We start from the raw sequence: 15,363 nt of genomic DNA, 5'->3' as shown, positions 1-15,363 counted from the left end.
GCCGCCCGCCCCGGCTCAGCCACCGTGCGGCCCGGCCGTCAGCACCACCGCCACCAGCCCGTCCGGGTCGGTCAGCACGAGCGGCCCCGCGTCACCGGCGTGGTCCACCACCAGCGCGGTGAAGTCCGGCACCGCGACCACCGCGCCCGCCTCCACCAGGGCCGGCCCGCCGATGCCGACGCACACCGCCCCCGCGTCGACCGCCGAGCGGACCCCGCTGACCGAGTCCTCGAAGACCAGCGTGCGCTGCGGCCGGATCCCGAGCCCCCGACAGGCCGCCAGGTACGGGTCCGGGTGCGGCTTTCCCAGCTCGACGTCGTCCCGGGTGACGCGCACCCGGAAGACGTCGAGCAGGCCGAGCCCGCCGAGCGCGTTCTCGATCTTCCGCGGCCAGCTGCTGGTGGCCAGGCCGACCGGCACGCCCGCCCGCCGGAGCCGGGTGGCCAGCCCGTCGGCCCCGGGGATCACCGGGTACGGGGCCTCCTCCTCGACGGTGTCCACCTCGGCCCAGATCGCCTTCCGGTCGGCGTCCGAGTGGTCCGGGAAGATCAGCCGGACCGTCTGGTCGCCGGTCCGCCCGTGGACGTACTCCTCCAGCTCCGGGTCCGTCAGTACCCGGCCGTGGCGCCGAGCCACCGACCGCCACGCCTCCTCGATCACCGGCCTGGAGTCGATCAGGACCCCGTCCATGTCGAAGACGACGGCCTCGACCTCGTACCGCGTTCCGGCTTGCGGCTGCATCGGTCTCCTCACTCGGCGCTCACGCCATACGGTCTGACGATGGTTCACACTCTCCCGGCCGACGGGCCGGACGGTCAATTGGACTAGACCTCGCTCCACGATCCAGGCCCCTCGCCCGCCCGGCCCGCCCCCGGGTCGGGCCCGGTCAGACCGACTGCCGCGCCATGAAGCCCTCGGCGGAGTCCTTCCAGACCAGGTACACGTCGTCCACCAGTAGCAGGTCGACCACCTCGTCGAGCACCGGGTCGAGCGCGTCGCGGTGCGAGCCGACGATCGGCTCCTCGTGCTTGTTGAACGAGGTGTTCACCAGCGCGGCCTGCCCGCTGCGCTCGTACCAGGCCATCAGCAGACCGTGCAGGAACGGGTCGTCCTGGGCCCGGACGATCTGCGGCCGGGCGGTGTTGTCGACGTGCACCACCGCCGGGCAGGCCTTGGCGAAGGTCTCGTGGCAGTCGTAGGTGATCGTCATGAACAGCGCCGAGGGCTGCTCGGGGTCCCAACCCACGTAGCAGTCGGCCGCCAGGTCCTCGGCGGTGATCGGCGCGAAGGGCATGAACTCGGTACGGTTCAGGCGCTTGTTGAGCCAGTCGTTCATCGTCACGTCGGCGGTGCCGTAGATGACGCTGCGCCGCCCGAGCGCGCGCGGGCCGAACTCCATCCGGCCGCGGTAGGTGCCGATGACCTGGTCCGCCTCCAGCGCGGCGAGCAGCACCTCGCGCATGTCCTCGCCGATCCGCCGGTAGCGCAGCTCGGGGTAGTCGTGCAGGATCTCCTCCAGCCGGCCCTCGGAGATCGCCGCGTCCGGCCCGAGCGCCATCGAGGGCACCCGCGGGCGCTCGCCGGTCTCCCGGTGGGCCACCACCACGGCGGCCTGCAGCGGCAGCCCGCCGTCGCCCATCGGCGGCAGCACGTAGATGTTCCGCACGCCCGTGGTCTCGAAGATCCGCTGGTTCAGCTTGACGTTGGCGAAGACCCCGCCGGACAGGCAGACGTTGCCGCTGGGCACCCGGCCGATGTGCCGCGCCACCACCGCGGTCAGCAGGTTCTCCACGTGCCGCTGGGCCGCCGCCGCGACATCGGCCGGCTCGTGGGTCGCGATCTCGCGCAGCAGCTCGTCGGAGTAGCCGTCGTAGGACGGCTGGTACCAGTCGCCGCAGCGGGCGCGGATCGAGCCGTCCTCCTCGACGTCGATCATCCGCCGCATCAGCGGAAGGAGCTTGTCCGGGTCGCCGTTGGCGGCCAGGCCGGTGATCTTGCCCTCGTGACGGTTGGGGCGGAAGCCGAGCAGCTTGGTGATCCGGCCGTAGAAGTAGCCGAGGCTGTCGATCGAGGTCTCGCGCTGGAGCACCTCCTCGCCGCCGGGGTGGCAGTGGGTGACGGTCAGGGACTGGAAGTCCCCGCGGCCGTCACAGGTGACCACGAGCGCCTCGTCGAACGGCGAGCACAGGAAGGCGCCGAGCCCGTGGGACTCGCGGTGGTCGACGTGAACCACCTTGGCGCGCAGCCCGTTGTCCTCTGTGAAGACGTCGAACTCGGCGCGCTTCGCGCGGTCGTTGCGAATTTCGTCGGATATCCGCTTACGGAGGTGCGGAAGCGCCTCGGGACGCCGCAGGGCCTCCTCCGAAATGCGGTCCACATAGAGCAGCAGGTGCTTTTCGGCGTCGAATCCGGCCTGCCATCCGTAGGCCACCCGGTCGACCTCGGAAAGCGTGACCCCGGCCTCCTTCAGAACGTACTCGATGGATTGCTCCGGCCAGGCCCTGTGGTCCTTGACCCGGCTGAACCGCTCCTCACTGACGGCCGCGAGGACGGTCCCGTCCTGAACCAGACAGGCGCCGGCCAGGTCATTGTTGGTAATTCCGAGAACAAGCATGTGCCGCTCCAAGCTGGGCTCGCGGGAAATGGCCCGAGGTAGGACTCGAAGGCATTTCCACGGATTCGTCAGGCAAGTGAGGGTTGGAGTGCACACCGATGCTATGAAGGCAATTCACGGGAGATCAACAACGCCCTGGGAATTCCGGCCGTCCGGACGGGCCCGCCGACCGTTACGCGCGGGCGGCCGCACGGTGAACTATCGTCCACGGTCCGGCCATCAGTGCTGGCCGGGCGGCGCGGGGCGCCCGAGAGGTCTGGACCACTCGGGCCTCGATCACGCTCCGTAGCTGTCCGGAAACAGTCCTTCCGGCCCGGAGCGCGGCCCCACCCGCCACCGCGGCGTCAGCGATCCGGGCCGCGGCGCCGGCCGCCCCGGTCACAGCGCCGCGTTCCGTCTCGACGTCGGCTCCCGGTCACGGCGCCGGATTCCGTCATGGCGCCGGCTCCCGACCGAGGCGTCAGCCGTCCAGCTCCGCCAGGAAGTCCAGCGACGCCGCCCAGGCGCGCTCGGCCGCCTCCTCGTCCCAGTCCGGCAGCTCCGGGTCGGTGAACAGGTGTCCGGCGCCCCGGTAGCGGTGCACCTCCACCTCGGCCCCGGCCCGCCGCATCCGCAGGTACCAGGCGTTCAGCCAGTCCTCCGGCTCGAACGGGTCCGGCTCCGCGATGTGCAGCTGCACCGGGATCTCGGTGGCCGCGTCCTCCCGCAGGTCCGAGGTGCCGTGCAGGAGCAGCAGTCCGCGCGCCTTCTCGTCGGCCAGCGCCAGGTTCTGCGCCACCGCGCCGCCGAGCGAGAAGCCGGCGTACACCAGCCCGCCCTCGGACACCGGCGCGGCCGCCGTCACCGCCCGCCGCAACAGCTCGTCGCGGCCGCCGAGCTCCTCCTGGAACTCCTGCGCCTCCTCGACGGAATCGAAGGTCCGCCCGTCGAACAGGTCCGGCGTGTGCACGGTGTGCCCGGCGGCGCGCAGCCGCTCGGCGGCGGCGTGCACGGCCGGGCGCAGTCCGTAGGCGGAGTGGAAGAGGATGATCTGGGCCACGGTCAGGGTCCTTCACCAGGGAGGTCAGCTACCCACCCATGATCGCGCATCCCCCGCCGGGCCCCGCGAACGCACGTCCGGCCGGGGCCCGGCGGTCGTTCAGGACACCACGTCCTTGCGCGCGAAGCCGCGGAACGCCAGCGCCAGCAGCACCACCGCGTACGAGAGCGACAGCGAGACGCCCTGCACCATGCCACCCCACTCCAGCTGCGGCTGCAGGGCGTCCGCCCAGGAGTACTGCCAGTGCGCCGGCAGCCACTCCCGCAGGTCGCCCAGCGCGGTGACGGCGTCCAGCACCCCGGTGATGATCGAGGCGAACACGGCGCCGCCGACCGCGCCCAGCGGCGCGTCCGTCGCGGTGGAGAGCCAGAACGCGAGCGCGGCGATCACGATCTCGCCGAGGAACACGAAGGCCACCGCGATGGCGATCCGGGGCAGCGCCTGTCCGGCCGGCAGGCTGACCCCGGCGGGCAGCTTGAGGTCTCCCCAGCCGTACGCCGCCGTGCCGACGACCAGTCCGATCGCGGGCAGCATCGCCACCGCCACCGCCGAGAACGCCAGCCCGACCGCGAACTTGCGGGCCAGCAGCCGGGCCCGGGGCACCGGCGCGGCCAGCAGGTAGCGCAGCGAGGACCAGCTGGCCTCGGAGGCGACGGTGTCCCCGCAGAACAGCGCGACCGGGATCACCAGCATGAAACCGGTGCCCACGAACAGCATGGTGACCGCGAAGTTGGCCCCCGAGGCGGTGGCCAGCTCGATGAAGGTGGTGCGGCCCGGACGGCCGGGGGTGCCGCCGATCTGGAACGCGGCCAGGATGACGAACGGCATGGCGGCCAGCACCCCGCCGATCACCATGGTGCGGCGCCGGCGCAGTTGCCGCATCGCCTCCACCCGCAGCGGCAGTGTCCGGCTCGCCCGGTACCCCTCGGCGTGGTCCGTCGACCCTGCGTGGTTCATCGATCCGGCACGGTCCTTCGACTCGGCGCGGTCCTCGGGAACGACGCTCACGCTCCACCTCCGATCAACGACAGGAACGCGTCCTCCAGCCGCCGCTGCGGCCCGGCGCTCTCCACCGGCACCTCCAGCCGCACCAGTTCGGCCAGCAGCGCACTGGCCGCCAGTCCGTCCAGGCGCACCAGCAGTCCGCCCTCGACGGCCTCCACCGAGCCGACCCCGGCCAGCGCGCCCACCTTCTCGACCACCGGCACCGGGTCGTACGGCCCGGCGACGCCGATCATCAGCAGCTCGCCGGCGCCCACGATGTCCGCGACCGGGCCGGCCGTGACCAGCTGTCCGCGGTCCATCACCACCAGGTCCGTACAGCTCTGCTCGACCTCGGACAGCAGGTGGCTGGAGACGATCACGGTCCGCCCGCCGGCCGCGTACCGGATCATCACCTCGCGCATCTCGCGGATCTGCGGCGGGTCCAGCCCGTTGGTCGGCTCGTCCAGGATCAGCAGGTCCGGCATCCCGAGCATCGCCTGGGCGATCGCCAGCCGCTGCCGCATGCCCTGCGAGTACGTGCGCACCGCGCGGTCCAGCGCCTCGCCGAGCCCGGCGATGGCCAGCGCCTCGTCGAAGCGCGCGTCGGCCTCCGGCCGTCCGGTCGCCTGCCAGTAGAGCCGCAGGTTGGCCCGCCCGGTGAGGTGCGGCAGGAAGCCCGCGCCCTCCACGAACGCCCCGACCCGCGACAGCACCGGCGCGCCGGGCCGCACCAGGTGCCCGAAGATCCGGATCTCCCCGGCGTCCGGCCGGATCAGCCCCATCAGCATCCGCAGTGTGGTGGTCTTGCCCGCGCCGTTCGGCCCGAGCAGCCCGAGCACCTGCCCCTGCTCCACCCGGAAGCTCAACTCCCGTACGGCGTAACGGTCCTGGGCGCCCTTGTAGCGCTTGCTCAGCCCGTTGATCCACAGTGGCACCGCGGCCAGCTCCGGGTCGAGGGCGGGGCCGGTGGCGGTCCGCCGGCGCCGCAGCCGCGGCGCCAGTACCAGGGCCGCGGCCACCAGCACGGCGATCACCGGCAGCACCCAGGTGCGCGAGGGCAGCGGCGCCGCCTCGGTGACGAGCTCCTCGACGGTCGGCGCGGTGAGCGCCCCGGCCGGCGCCACCCGGTAGGTGGCCGGCTCGACCGGCGAGGCGTACGCGAGGTCGGTGCTCGCCAGCACCAGCCGCACCCGGTGCCCGGCCGGGAAGGTGTGGTCCACGGTCGGCAGCGCCACCGTGACGGTCTGTCCGGCGTCCGCGCCGGTGACCCGCAGCGGGGCGGCGAGCTGCTGTGGCAGCACCGCCTTGCCGTCCGGCCCGACGTCGTACAGCTTCGCGAACAGCACGGCGTCCGGCCGGTCCGCCGTCACCCGCACCGGGACGGTCGGCTGCCCGGTCAGGTGCAGCGGCGAGTCCAGCGGCGCCGAGTCGAAGGCGGCGTTCTGCCCGGGGAAGTCCAGTGAGAGCCCGGCGCCCAGCGAGGCCGCCTGGCTGAGTGCGCCGACGCCCGGCAGCGTCGAGATCCCGGGCGGCGCGCCGCCGGGCGGGTTGGCGAGGGTCCGCTCGCCGCCCGTCAGCTCGACGGTCCGCGAGCCGGTGCCGCCGAGCCCCGGGTACCGGTCGGCGGTGGCCCCGCGCAGCACGGCCTGGAAGCCGGTCGAGTCGACCCCGCCGGTGCGGGTGACCCGGAACGCGGCGCCGGTGTCGTTGCCGCGTCCCTTCAGATAGTGGTCGAACCAGGCCGTCACCCGGTCGTCGACCCTGGCGCTGGTGTCCGTCCCTCCGTCGTGGCCGCCGGCGAACCAGTCGACCGCCACCGGCGCGCCGTTGGCGGCCACCGCCCGGGCGATGCGGTCCCCCTGGTCCAGCGGGAACAGCGAGTCCTGCTGCCCCTGCACCACCAGCGTGGGCGCCTTGAGCTGCGCCGCCACCGAGGACGGGCTGGAACGCTCCAGCAGCGCGACGGCCTCCGGATCGGCGTGCCCGGCGGTGGCGACCCGGTCGTACATCCGGCAGAGCGACTCCAGGAACCGCCCGCAGCCGACCGGCCCGTCCGTCTTCGGCTCCGCGCCGCCGCTCTCCCGCGGCGCCTCGCCGGAGGGCCCGAGGTCCCCGGCCGCGCCGGTGGTGAAGAAGATCCCGGCCCACAGCTTCTTGAACACGCCGTCCGCCGCGCCCGAGCCCTGCACGCCCTGCGGGAACAGCGCGTCGGCCAGGTTCCACCAGGTGATCTGGGTGGCCACCGCGTCGATCCGGTGGTCGTACGCGGAGGCCAGCAGCGACACCGCCCCGCCGTACGAGGCGCCGGTGATGCCGACCTTCGGGTCGCCGGGCGCGTCCAGCCGCACCTCGGGCCGCTGGGCCAGCCAGTCCACCAAGTGCCTGACGTCCTCGACCTCGCGGTCCGGCGCGTTCAGCCCGATCCGACCGCCCGAGTGCCCGAAGCCGCGCGCCGACCAGGTCAGCACCGCGTACCCCTGCCGCGCCAGCTGCTCGGCGCGCTCGCGCTGGCCCTCCTTGGAGCCACCGAAGCCGTGCGCCAGCAGCACCGCCGGGCGCGGTCCGCCGCCCTCGGTGGTGAAGAACGAGGTGTCCAGCTGGACCTGCTCGGCGCTGCCGGGGGTCTCCGGCATGCCGAGGAAACGGTCCTCCCGATGAACCGCCTGCTCACCGCCGGACGCCACCGTCGCGGTACCCGCCGCGGCCACCGCCACCAGGGCCACCGCCCCGGCCAGCAGCCTGCGTCTGACCGCTGTTCCCCGGGCGCGCCAGCGACGCCATGCCCCACCGAACTCCATGGGCGCTGATCGTATCGGCCATCCGGGTAGGCGTCCGATAAGGCCACCACACCATTTCGCCCGTTTCACCCCGCTGTGCCCGAGTATCGTACGGCCCATGCCCTGGCTGCTGATCTCGCTCCTCGCCACCGTCGCCGCCACCCTGGCGGTCGGCTGGATCGTCGACCAGGCCCTCCAGCGGACCGCCGCCCGCCACCCCTCGGCCCCGGTCTGGCCACTGCTCCGCAGATGCCGGATCCCGCTCCAACTCACCGTGGCGTCAGCCCTGTTGCTCGCCAACAAACCGCTCCAGCGGATCCTCCGCACGGCGGGCGACGACGGCGCGCACCACCTGCTCCTGCTGCTCCTGATCGCCTCGCTGGGCTGGCTCACCGTCCGCGTGGTGGCCGCCGCCCTGGAGGCCCTGCTCAGCCGCTACGAGACCCGCGTCGACGACCCGGCCCGGATCCAGCGGGTGCACACCCAGATCAGCATGCTGCGCCGCGTGGTCAGCGCGCTGATCGTCGTGGTCACGGTGGCCGTGATGCTGCTGACCTTCTCCGCCATGCGCACCGTCGGCGCCAGCCTGCTCGCCTCGGCCGGCCTCATCGGCATCGTGGCCGGCATCGCCGCCCAGAGCACCCTGGGCAACTTCTTCGCCGGCCTCCAGATCGCCTTCAGCGACACCGTCCGGATCGGCGACACCGTGGTGGTGGACGGCCAGCAGGGCACCGTCGAGGAGATCACCCTCACCTACCTGGTGGTCCGGCTCTGGGACTACCGCCGACTGGTCGTCCCGGTCTCGTACTTCGTCAACAAGCCCTTCGAGAACTGGACCCGCCGCGACCCCGGCCTACTGGCCGCCGTCCTGCTCCACCTCGACCACACCACCCCGGTGGACGAGCTGCGCACCACCCTGCGCGCCCGCCTCGACCGGCACCCGCTCTGGGACGGCGCCGAGTGGGCCCTCCAGGTCACCGACACCACGCCCAGCACCATCGTCGTCCGCGCCACCATGACCGCCCGCACCCCCGACGACGCCGCCCAGCTCCGCTTCGACATCCGCGAACAGCTCATCGCCCACCTGCGCGACGAGCACCCCCACGCCCTCCCCCGCCTGCGCACCACCGACACCTGACCCGAAAGACAGAGCTCCCGCGCCTCTCCCCCTGTCTCTCCTCCCCACAAAACAGAGCTCCCCGCGCCCCGTCAGGGGCGCGGGGAGCTGCGCGCAGCGGAAGGCGACCACCGGAAACCCACCCCCGGAGGTCCAGCCCCACCCGCCTCGATCGCCTCAGAGCACCCGCGTCATCGTCCGGTGCGCGATCCCCGCGTCGTCGTACACCGGCCCCTGCGCCACGTACCCCAGCCGCTCGTAGAACCCGAGCGCCTGCACCTGGGCGTGCAGCTCGACCTCCGCACCCCCGTGCTCGGCCCCCGCCGCCTCGACCGCCCGGACGAGCTCCGCGCCCAGCCCCGTCCCCCGGGCCGCCGCGACGACCGCGAGCCGCCCCAGCAGCACCCGCCCGTCGACACCGCCCGTCAGCTTCCGCGCCGGCTCGCCGTGGATCAGCCGCGCCGTCCCCAGCGCGGCCCCGTCGGCCCCGACGGCCAGCAGGTGCACCGAGGTCGCGTCGTACTCGTCGTACTCCAGCTCCTCCGGCACGTTCTGCTCGACGACGAAGACCTCGTGCCGAACGGCGCGCACCAGCTCCAGGTCCGCTTCCCCCTCGGCGACCCGGATCGCGGCGGCCGTCACCTCAGCTCTCCGCCGTGATGATGTCCAGCGCCTTCCGCAGGTCCTCCGGGTACTCGCTGGAGAACTCGACCCACTGCCCGTCCGACGGGTGCTCGAAGCCGAGCGACACCGCGTGCAGCCACTGCCGGGTCAGCCCGAGCCGCTTGGCCAGCGTCGGGTCGGCGCCGTACGTCAGGTCGCCCACGCAGGGGTGGCGCAGCGCGGACATGTGGACGCGGATCTGGTGGGTGCGTCCGGTCTCCAGCTTGATCGCCAGCAGCGACGCGGCCCGGTACGCCTCGATCAGGTCGTAGTGGGTGACGGACGGCTTGCCGTCCTGGGTGACGGCCCACTTCCAGTCCGAGCTGGGGTGCCGCCCGATCGGCGCGTCCACCGTCCCGCTCATCGGGTCCGGGTGGCCCTGCACCAGCGTGTGGTAGCGCTTCTCGGTGATCCGGTCGTGGAACTGCCGCTTGAGGTCGGTGTAGGCGCGCTCGGACTTGGCGACCACCATCAGCCCCGAGGTACCGACGTCCAGCCGGTGCACGATGCCCTGGCGCTCGGCGGCGCCCGAGGTGGAGATCCGGTACCCGGCCGCGGCCAGTCCGCCGATCACGGTGGGGCCGGTCCAGCCCGGGCTGGGGTGCGCGGCGACGCCGACCGGCTTGTCCACCAGCACGATGTCCTCGTCATCGTGGACGATCCGCATGCCCTCGACGTGCTCGGCGACGACCTGCACGGGGGCGGCCGGGGCGGGGATCTCGACCTCCAGCCAGGAACCCGCGGTGACCCGGTCCGACTTGCCGGCCACGGCGCCGTCGAGCGTGACCTTGCCGTCGGCGGCCAGCTCGGCGGCCTTGGTCCGGGAGAAGCCGAACATCCGGGCCAGGGCGGCGTCGAGGCGCTCGCCCTCCAGGCCGTCGGGTACGGGGAGGCTTCGGTTCTGCGCTGCGGTACTCACCCGTACGAGTATGCCGGAAACGCGGCCCGCCCCCGCCCGCCGGTGGCCCGGCCCACTTCTCGGCCTACTTCTCGGCCTGCTCCGTCTTCTCGGCCTTCTCGGTCGGCTGGTGGACGGTCCCGTCCGGGTTGCTGCCCCGGAAGGAGAGCAGGACCACCAGGATCCCGCCGCAGACGATCGCCGAGTCCGCGAGGTTGAAGACCGCGAAGTGCTGGACGGAGATGAAGTCCACCACGTGCCCGCGGAACACGCCGGGCGCGCGGAACAGCCGGTCGGTGAGGTTGCCGAGCGCCCCGCCGAGCAGCAGCCCGAGCGCGATCGCCCAGGGCAGGCTGTACAGCCGGCGGGCGATCCGCCAGATCACCACGATGACGGCGGAGGCGATCATCGTGAAGACGACGGTCAGCGCCTGCCCCATCCCGAAGGCCGCGCCCGAGTTGCGGATCACCTGGAAGGTGACGACGTCCCCGATCACCTTGATCGCCGCGTGGTTCTCCAGCCGGGCGACGACCAGCAGCTTGCTGCCGAGGTCGATCAGGAAGGCGAGTACGGCGACGACCAGCAGCACGCCGACCCGGCGCGGCCCCTTGGGCTTCTCGGCCGTGGCGGCGTCCGCGGACGCCCCGGTCGGCTCGGCCACGGGCACCTCCACGGCATCGGCGGGGGACGGGACTGCGTCGTCCCGGGTCTGGGGGGAACCTTGCGTACTGATGATCCGCTCCGCTGCCGATGGAGCTCCCCCGGTCCGCTGGAGGGGGAGGGTGGTGGGCCCGTGACGGCCTGCCCGCGTTCACGAACGCGTCAGGCGGCGTTATTCAGGCGACGTTACGGGGTCGAGCGTACGGCAAGCCCGACCCCCCGCGTCGCTCCGGTCGCCCGGTTCAGCGGCGTTCCTGCTTGGCCTTGCACTGCACGCAGAGCGTCGCCCTGGGGAAGGCCTGCATCCGGGCCTTGCCGATGGCCTGGCCGCAGGACTCGCAGGTGCCGAAGCCGACGCCCTCCAGCCGCTCCAGCGCGCGCTCGGTCTGGGCCAGGCTGTCCCGCGCGTTGTTGGCGAGCGCCAGCTCGCTCTCCCGCGAGATGTTCTTCGTACCGGCGTCCACCTGGTCGTCGCCGGCCCCGTCGTTGGAGTCGCGCATCAGGCCGGAGATGGCCGTCTCGGCGGCGTCGATCTCGCTCCGGAGCCGGTCCAGCTCGCTGATCAGCTCGTCGTGCAGCTCGTGGACCTCCTCGGTGGTCCACGGGTCCTCGCCGGGCCGGACCGGCAGCGTGGCCGGGTCCACCGACTCGGCGCCGCGCGACGCGGTGACGGTGTCGGTGCTGCTCTTCGGTGCGGTAGTGGTCACGGTCCCCTCCCCTGGGTCGACCGCCACGGCCTTGCGTGCCCGCTTGGTGGCGGTACCCGCGCCGGTTCCCTTCTCAGCCATGGCTTTCGACCCCATCTACGAACGAATCGAGCCGCCGGTTCCCGGCGGCTCCCAGTGCCGGAACGATAATCCCGATCAAAACCGGTCACAACATGACATACCGGCGCCTCATAACGTTCCCACCCAGGCAGCCGCCCCAATCGTCACGCCCCGTGTGCTCAGAGATTTGTGCCCAGATCGACTCCGGCTAACCTCCGTCGCCGCACGCCCTCGCAGTGCTCCGGGAGTGCCCCGGAAGTGCTCCCCGAGCGCCCCGGGGAGCGCTCCCACCCGCCCGCCGGAAACGGTTTGGACAAACCGACTCACCCGGCCGATACACTGGCCGTGCAAGGCGCAGATGGGACGAGTACCGACGTACGCAGCCACCAGCGACCCGGGGACGGTGTGAGCCCGGGGGTGTGCACGGCGGGAAGATCACCCCGGAGCCGCCGGAAGAACGGCCGCCGCGATCACCGCGGTGGCCCACTAGACCCGGCAGCAAGCCCAAACAAGAGGGCCGCGAACGCATCACCGCGGCCAAGGAGGGTGGTACCGCGGGGCGGCAGGTCCGTCTCGTCCCTCCGGAGGATCCAGTCCCAGCATCCGCCGGAGGTAGACGCCCGCGATGAGCTCCTACAACCCCGTTCCCGCGCAGGTGGATCTGCCTGCCCTGGAGCACCAGATCCTGTCCTTCTGGCAGGACAACAAGATCTTCCAGCGCAGCCTGGAGCAGTCCGAGGGCCGCCCCGAGTGGGTGTTCTACGAGGGCCCGCCCACCGCCAACGGCATGCCCGGCGCCCACCACATCGAGGCCCGCGTCTTCAAGGACGTCTTCCCGCGCTACCGGACCATGAAGGGCTACCACGTCGCCCGCAAGGCCGGCTGGGACTGCCACGGCCTGCCGGTCGAGCTCGCCGTCGAGAAGGAGCTGGGCTTCTCCGGCAAGCAGGACATCGAGGCGTACGGCATCGCCGAGTTCAACGCCAGGTGCCGCGAGTCGGTGACCCGCCACACCGACGCCTTCACCGAGCTGACCACCCGCATGGGGTACTGGGTCGACCTCGACGAGGCCTACCGGACGATGGACCCGTCGTACGTCCAGTCCGTCTGGTGGTCGCTCAAGCAGATCTTCGACAAGGGCCTGCTGGTCCAGGACCACCGGGTCGCCCCCTGGTGCCCGCGCTGCGGCACCGGCCTCTCGGACCACGAGCTGGCCCAGGGCTACGAGACCGTGGTCGACCCCTCGGTCTTCGTCCGCTTCCCGCTGACCAGCGGCCCGCTGGCCGGCCAGGCCGCCCTGCTGGTCTGGACCACCACCCCGTGGACCCTGGTCTCCAACACCGCCGCCGCCGTCCACCCTGAGGTCACCTACGTGGTGGCCACTGACGGTACCGAGAAGCTCGTCGTCGCCGAGCCGCTGGTCGCCAAGGCGCTCGGCGAGGGCTGGGAGACCACCGGCGAGTCCTTCACCGGCGCGGAGATGGAGCGCTGGAACTACCGCCGCCCCTTCGACCTGGTCGAGATCGAGAACGCCCACTACGTCCTCACCGCCGACTACGTCACCACCGAGGACGGCACCGGCATCGTCCACCAGTCCCCCGCCTTCGGCGCGGACGACCTCGCGACCTGCCGCCGCTACGGCCTGCCGGTGGTCAACCCGGTGCTCGGCGACGGCACCTTCGCCCCCGAGGTCCCGCTGGTCGGCGGCCAGTTCTTCAAGAAGGCCGACGAGGCCCTGGTCGCGGACCTCAAGGAGCGCGGCCTGCTCTTCCGCCACCTGCCGTACGAGCACAGCTACCCGCACTGCTGGCGCTGCCACACCGCGCTGCTCTACTACGCGCAGCCGTCCTGGTACATCCGGACCACCGCCGTCAAGGACGCGATGATCCGCGAGAACGAGGCCACCAACTGGTTCCCGGAGACGGTCAAGCACGGCCGCTTCGGCGACTGGCTGAACAACAACATCGACTGGGCGCTCAGCCGTAACCGCTACTGGGGCACCCCGCTGCCGATCTGGCGCTGCGAGGAGGGCCACCTCACCTGCGTCGGCTCGCTGGCCGAGCTGTCCGAGCTCACCGGCACCGACCAGAGCGGCCTCGACCCGCACCGCCCGTACATCGACGCGGTGACCTTCGCCTGCCGCGACTGCGGCGGCACCGCCACCCGCGTGCCCGAGGTCATCGACGCCTGGTACGACTCGGGCTCGATGCCCTTCGCCCAGTACGGCTACCCGTACCAGAACAAGGAGCTGTTCGAGAAGCGCTACCCGGCGCAGTTCATCTCCGAGGCGATCGACCAGACCCGTGGCTGGTTCTACACGCTGATGGCCGTCGGCACCCTGGTGTTCGACAAGAGCAGCTACGAGAACGTCGTCTGCCTGGGCCACATCCTGGCCGAGGACGGCCGCAAGATGTCCAAGCACCTGGGCAACATCCTCCAGCCGATCCCGCTGATGGACCAGCACGGCGCCGACGCCGTCCGCTGGTTCATGGCGGCCGGCGGCTCGCCCTGGTCGGCCCGCCGGGTCGGCCACGGCACCATCCAGGAGGTGGTCCGCAAGACCCTCCTCACCTACTGGAACACCGTCGCCTTCCAGGCCCTGTACGCCCGCACCGCGAACTGGGCGCCCTCGGCGAACGACCCGGCCCCGGCCGACCGTCCGCAGCTGGACCGCTGGGTGCTCTCCGAGCTGAACACCCTGGTCCGCGAGGTCGACGCCGCCTTCGAGGCGTACGACACCCAGCGCGCCGGCAAGCTGCTCTCCGGCTTCGTCGACGACCTGTCCAACTGGTACGTCCGCCGCGGCCGCCGCCGCTTCTGGCAGGGCGACGCCGCCGCGCTCGCCACCCTGCACGAGGCCCTGGAGACGGTCACCCGCCTGATGGCCCCGCTCACCCCGTTCATCACCGAGCGGGTCTGGCAGGACCTGATCGCCCCGGTCGCCCCGGACGCCCCGGCCTCGGTGCACCTGGCAAGCTGGCCGACCGCCGACGAGTCGCTGATCGACACCGAGCTCTCCCGGCACATGGCGCTGGTCCGCCGCCTGGTCGAGCTGGGCCGGGCCACCCGCGCCGAGTCCGGCGTGAAGACCCGTCAGCCGCTCTCCCGCGCGCTGGTCGCCGCCCAGGGCTGGGAGGAGCTGCCCGCCGACCTGCGCGCGCAGATCGCCGAGGAGCTCAACGTCTCCACTCTGGAGTCGCTGGCCGAGGTCGGCGGCTCCCTGGTCGACACCAGCGCCAAGGCCAACTTCCGCGCGCTGGGCAAGCGCTTCGGCAAGGGCGTCCAGGACGTCGCCAAGGCGGTCGCCGCCACCGACGCCGCCCGCCTGGCCGCCGAACTGCGCGCCAACGGCGAGACCTCGGTCGAGCTGGACGGCGAGACGGTCACCCTCTCCCCGGACGAGGTGATCATCACCGAGACCCCGCGCGAGGGCTGGGCCGTCGCCAACGAGTCCGGCGCCACCGTCGCGCTCGACCTGGCCATCACCCCGGAGCTCAAGCGCCTCGGCATCGCCCGCGACGCCATCCGCCAGATCCAGGAGGCCCGCAAGAACTCCGGCCTGGACGTCGCCGACCGGATCGTCCTGCGCTGGCGCGCCACCTCGGAGGAGACCGCCGAGGCCGTCGCCGAGCACGGCCCCCTCGTCGCCGAGGAGGTCCTGGCCACGGACTTCGCCGCCGGTGCGGCCGACTGGGAGTCCGAGACCTTCACCGACGAGTCCCTCGGCCTGGCCTTCCAGCTCCGCAAGGCCTGACGCCCCACCACGAAGCCGCCGTCACCCCCGGGGTGACGGCGGCTTCGCCGTACCCACCCACACCCCACGCCCCCAACTCCCGCACGCCCC

Annotated in this window: 11 protein-coding genes; 2 read left to right on the top strand and 9 right to left on the bottom strand. The window is 72.4% G+C overall.

Annotation, left to right across the window (positions count from 1 at the left end; genetic code table 11):
- Positions 1–15: 15 nt before the first annotated feature.
- From ACGF0D_RS20250 to ACGF0D_RS20230, 5 genes are all read right to left on the bottom strand, one after another.
- On the bottom strand, positions 16–741 hold the full coding sequence (locus ACGF0D_RS20250) for an HAD family hydrolase (protein ID WP_392918101.1): 726 nt from the start codon (positions 739–741) through the stop codon (positions 16–18).
- A 145-nt stretch (positions 742–886) separates the two neighbouring features.
- The gene (locus ACGF0D_RS20245; RefSeq protein WP_392918098.1) at positions 887–2,614 is read right to left on the bottom strand and encodes a carbamoyltransferase; all 1,728 of its coding nucleotides are present in this window, start codon (positions 2,612–2,614) and stop codon (positions 887–889) included.
- A 460-nt stretch (positions 2,615–3,074) separates the two neighbouring features.
- Positions 3,075–3,653, bottom strand: a complete 579-nt coding sequence (locus tag ACGF0D_RS20240) for a dienelactone hydrolase family protein (protein WP_392869297.1) — start codon at positions 3,651–3,653, stop codon at positions 3,075–3,077.
- Between the two features lie 99 nt (positions 3,654–3,752).
- Positions 3,753–4,610, bottom strand: coding sequence for an ABC transporter permease (locus ACGF0D_RS20235; protein WP_392870060.1), 858 nt, complete (start codon positions 4,608–4,610; stop codon positions 3,753–3,755).
- A 47-nt stretch (positions 4,611–4,657) separates the two neighbouring features.
- Positions 4,658–7,435, bottom strand: coding sequence for an alpha/beta fold hydrolase (locus tag ACGF0D_RS20230; RefSeq protein ID WP_392918095.1), 2,778 nt, complete (start codon positions 7,433–7,435; stop codon positions 4,658–4,660).
- Between the two features lie 97 nt (positions 7,436–7,532).
- Here ACGF0D_RS20230 and ACGF0D_RS20225 point away from each other — a divergent pair, with 97 nt between their 5' ends.
- Positions 7,533–8,552, top strand: a complete 1,020-nt coding sequence (locus tag ACGF0D_RS20225) for a mechanosensitive ion channel family protein (RefSeq protein ID WP_392918092.1) — start codon at positions 7,533–7,535, stop codon at positions 8,550–8,552.
- 156 nt (positions 8,553–8,708) lie between these two features.
- On the opposite strand, the gene ACGF0D_RS20220 is transcribed toward ACGF0D_RS20225, so the two are convergent.
- The 4 genes from ACGF0D_RS20220 to ACGF0D_RS20205 form a co-directional block, all read right to left on the bottom strand.
- Positions 8,709–9,173: a GNAT family N-acetyltransferase gene (locus ACGF0D_RS20220; protein ID WP_392918089.1), complete on the bottom strand. Its 465-nt coding sequence runs from the start codon at positions 9,171–9,173 to the stop codon at positions 8,709–8,711.
- Between the two features lies 1 nt (position 9,174).
- Positions 9,175–10,113 (bottom strand): RluA family pseudouridine synthase, encoded by a 939-nt coding sequence (locus tag ACGF0D_RS20215; RefSeq protein WP_392869305.1) that lies wholly within the window; start codon positions 10,111–10,113, stop codon positions 9,175–9,177.
- A gap of 64 nt (positions 10,114–10,177) precedes the next feature.
- Positions 10,178–10,753, bottom strand: coding sequence for a signal peptidase II (gene lspA / locus ACGF0D_RS20210; protein WP_392869307.1), 576 nt, complete (start codon positions 10,751–10,753; stop codon positions 10,178–10,180).
- 241 nt (positions 10,754–10,994) lie between these two features.
- Complete coding sequence (locus ACGF0D_RS20205) at positions 10,995–11,459, bottom strand: TraR/DksA family transcriptional regulator (protein WP_392869309.1); 465 nt, start codon at positions 11,457–11,459, stop codon at positions 10,995–10,997.
- A 685-nt stretch (positions 11,460–12,144) separates the two neighbouring features.
- Here ACGF0D_RS20205 and ileS point away from each other — a divergent pair.
- A complete protein-coding gene (gene ileS / locus ACGF0D_RS20200; RefSeq protein WP_392918087.1) occupies positions 12,145–15,273 on the top strand; it encodes an isoleucine--tRNA ligase in 3,129 nt (1,042 codons plus the stop codon).
- Positions 15,274–15,363 lie beyond the last annotated feature (90 nt).

This window comes from Kitasatospora sp. NPDC048298 (genome assembly GCF_043201465.1).
In the GTDB taxonomy this organism is placed as follows: domain Bacteria; phylum Actinomycetota; class Actinomycetes; order Streptomycetales; family Streptomycetaceae; genus Kitasatospora.
Note: the sequence above shows the minus strand (reverse complement) of the source record. Positions and strands in the feature narration are given on the sequence as shown.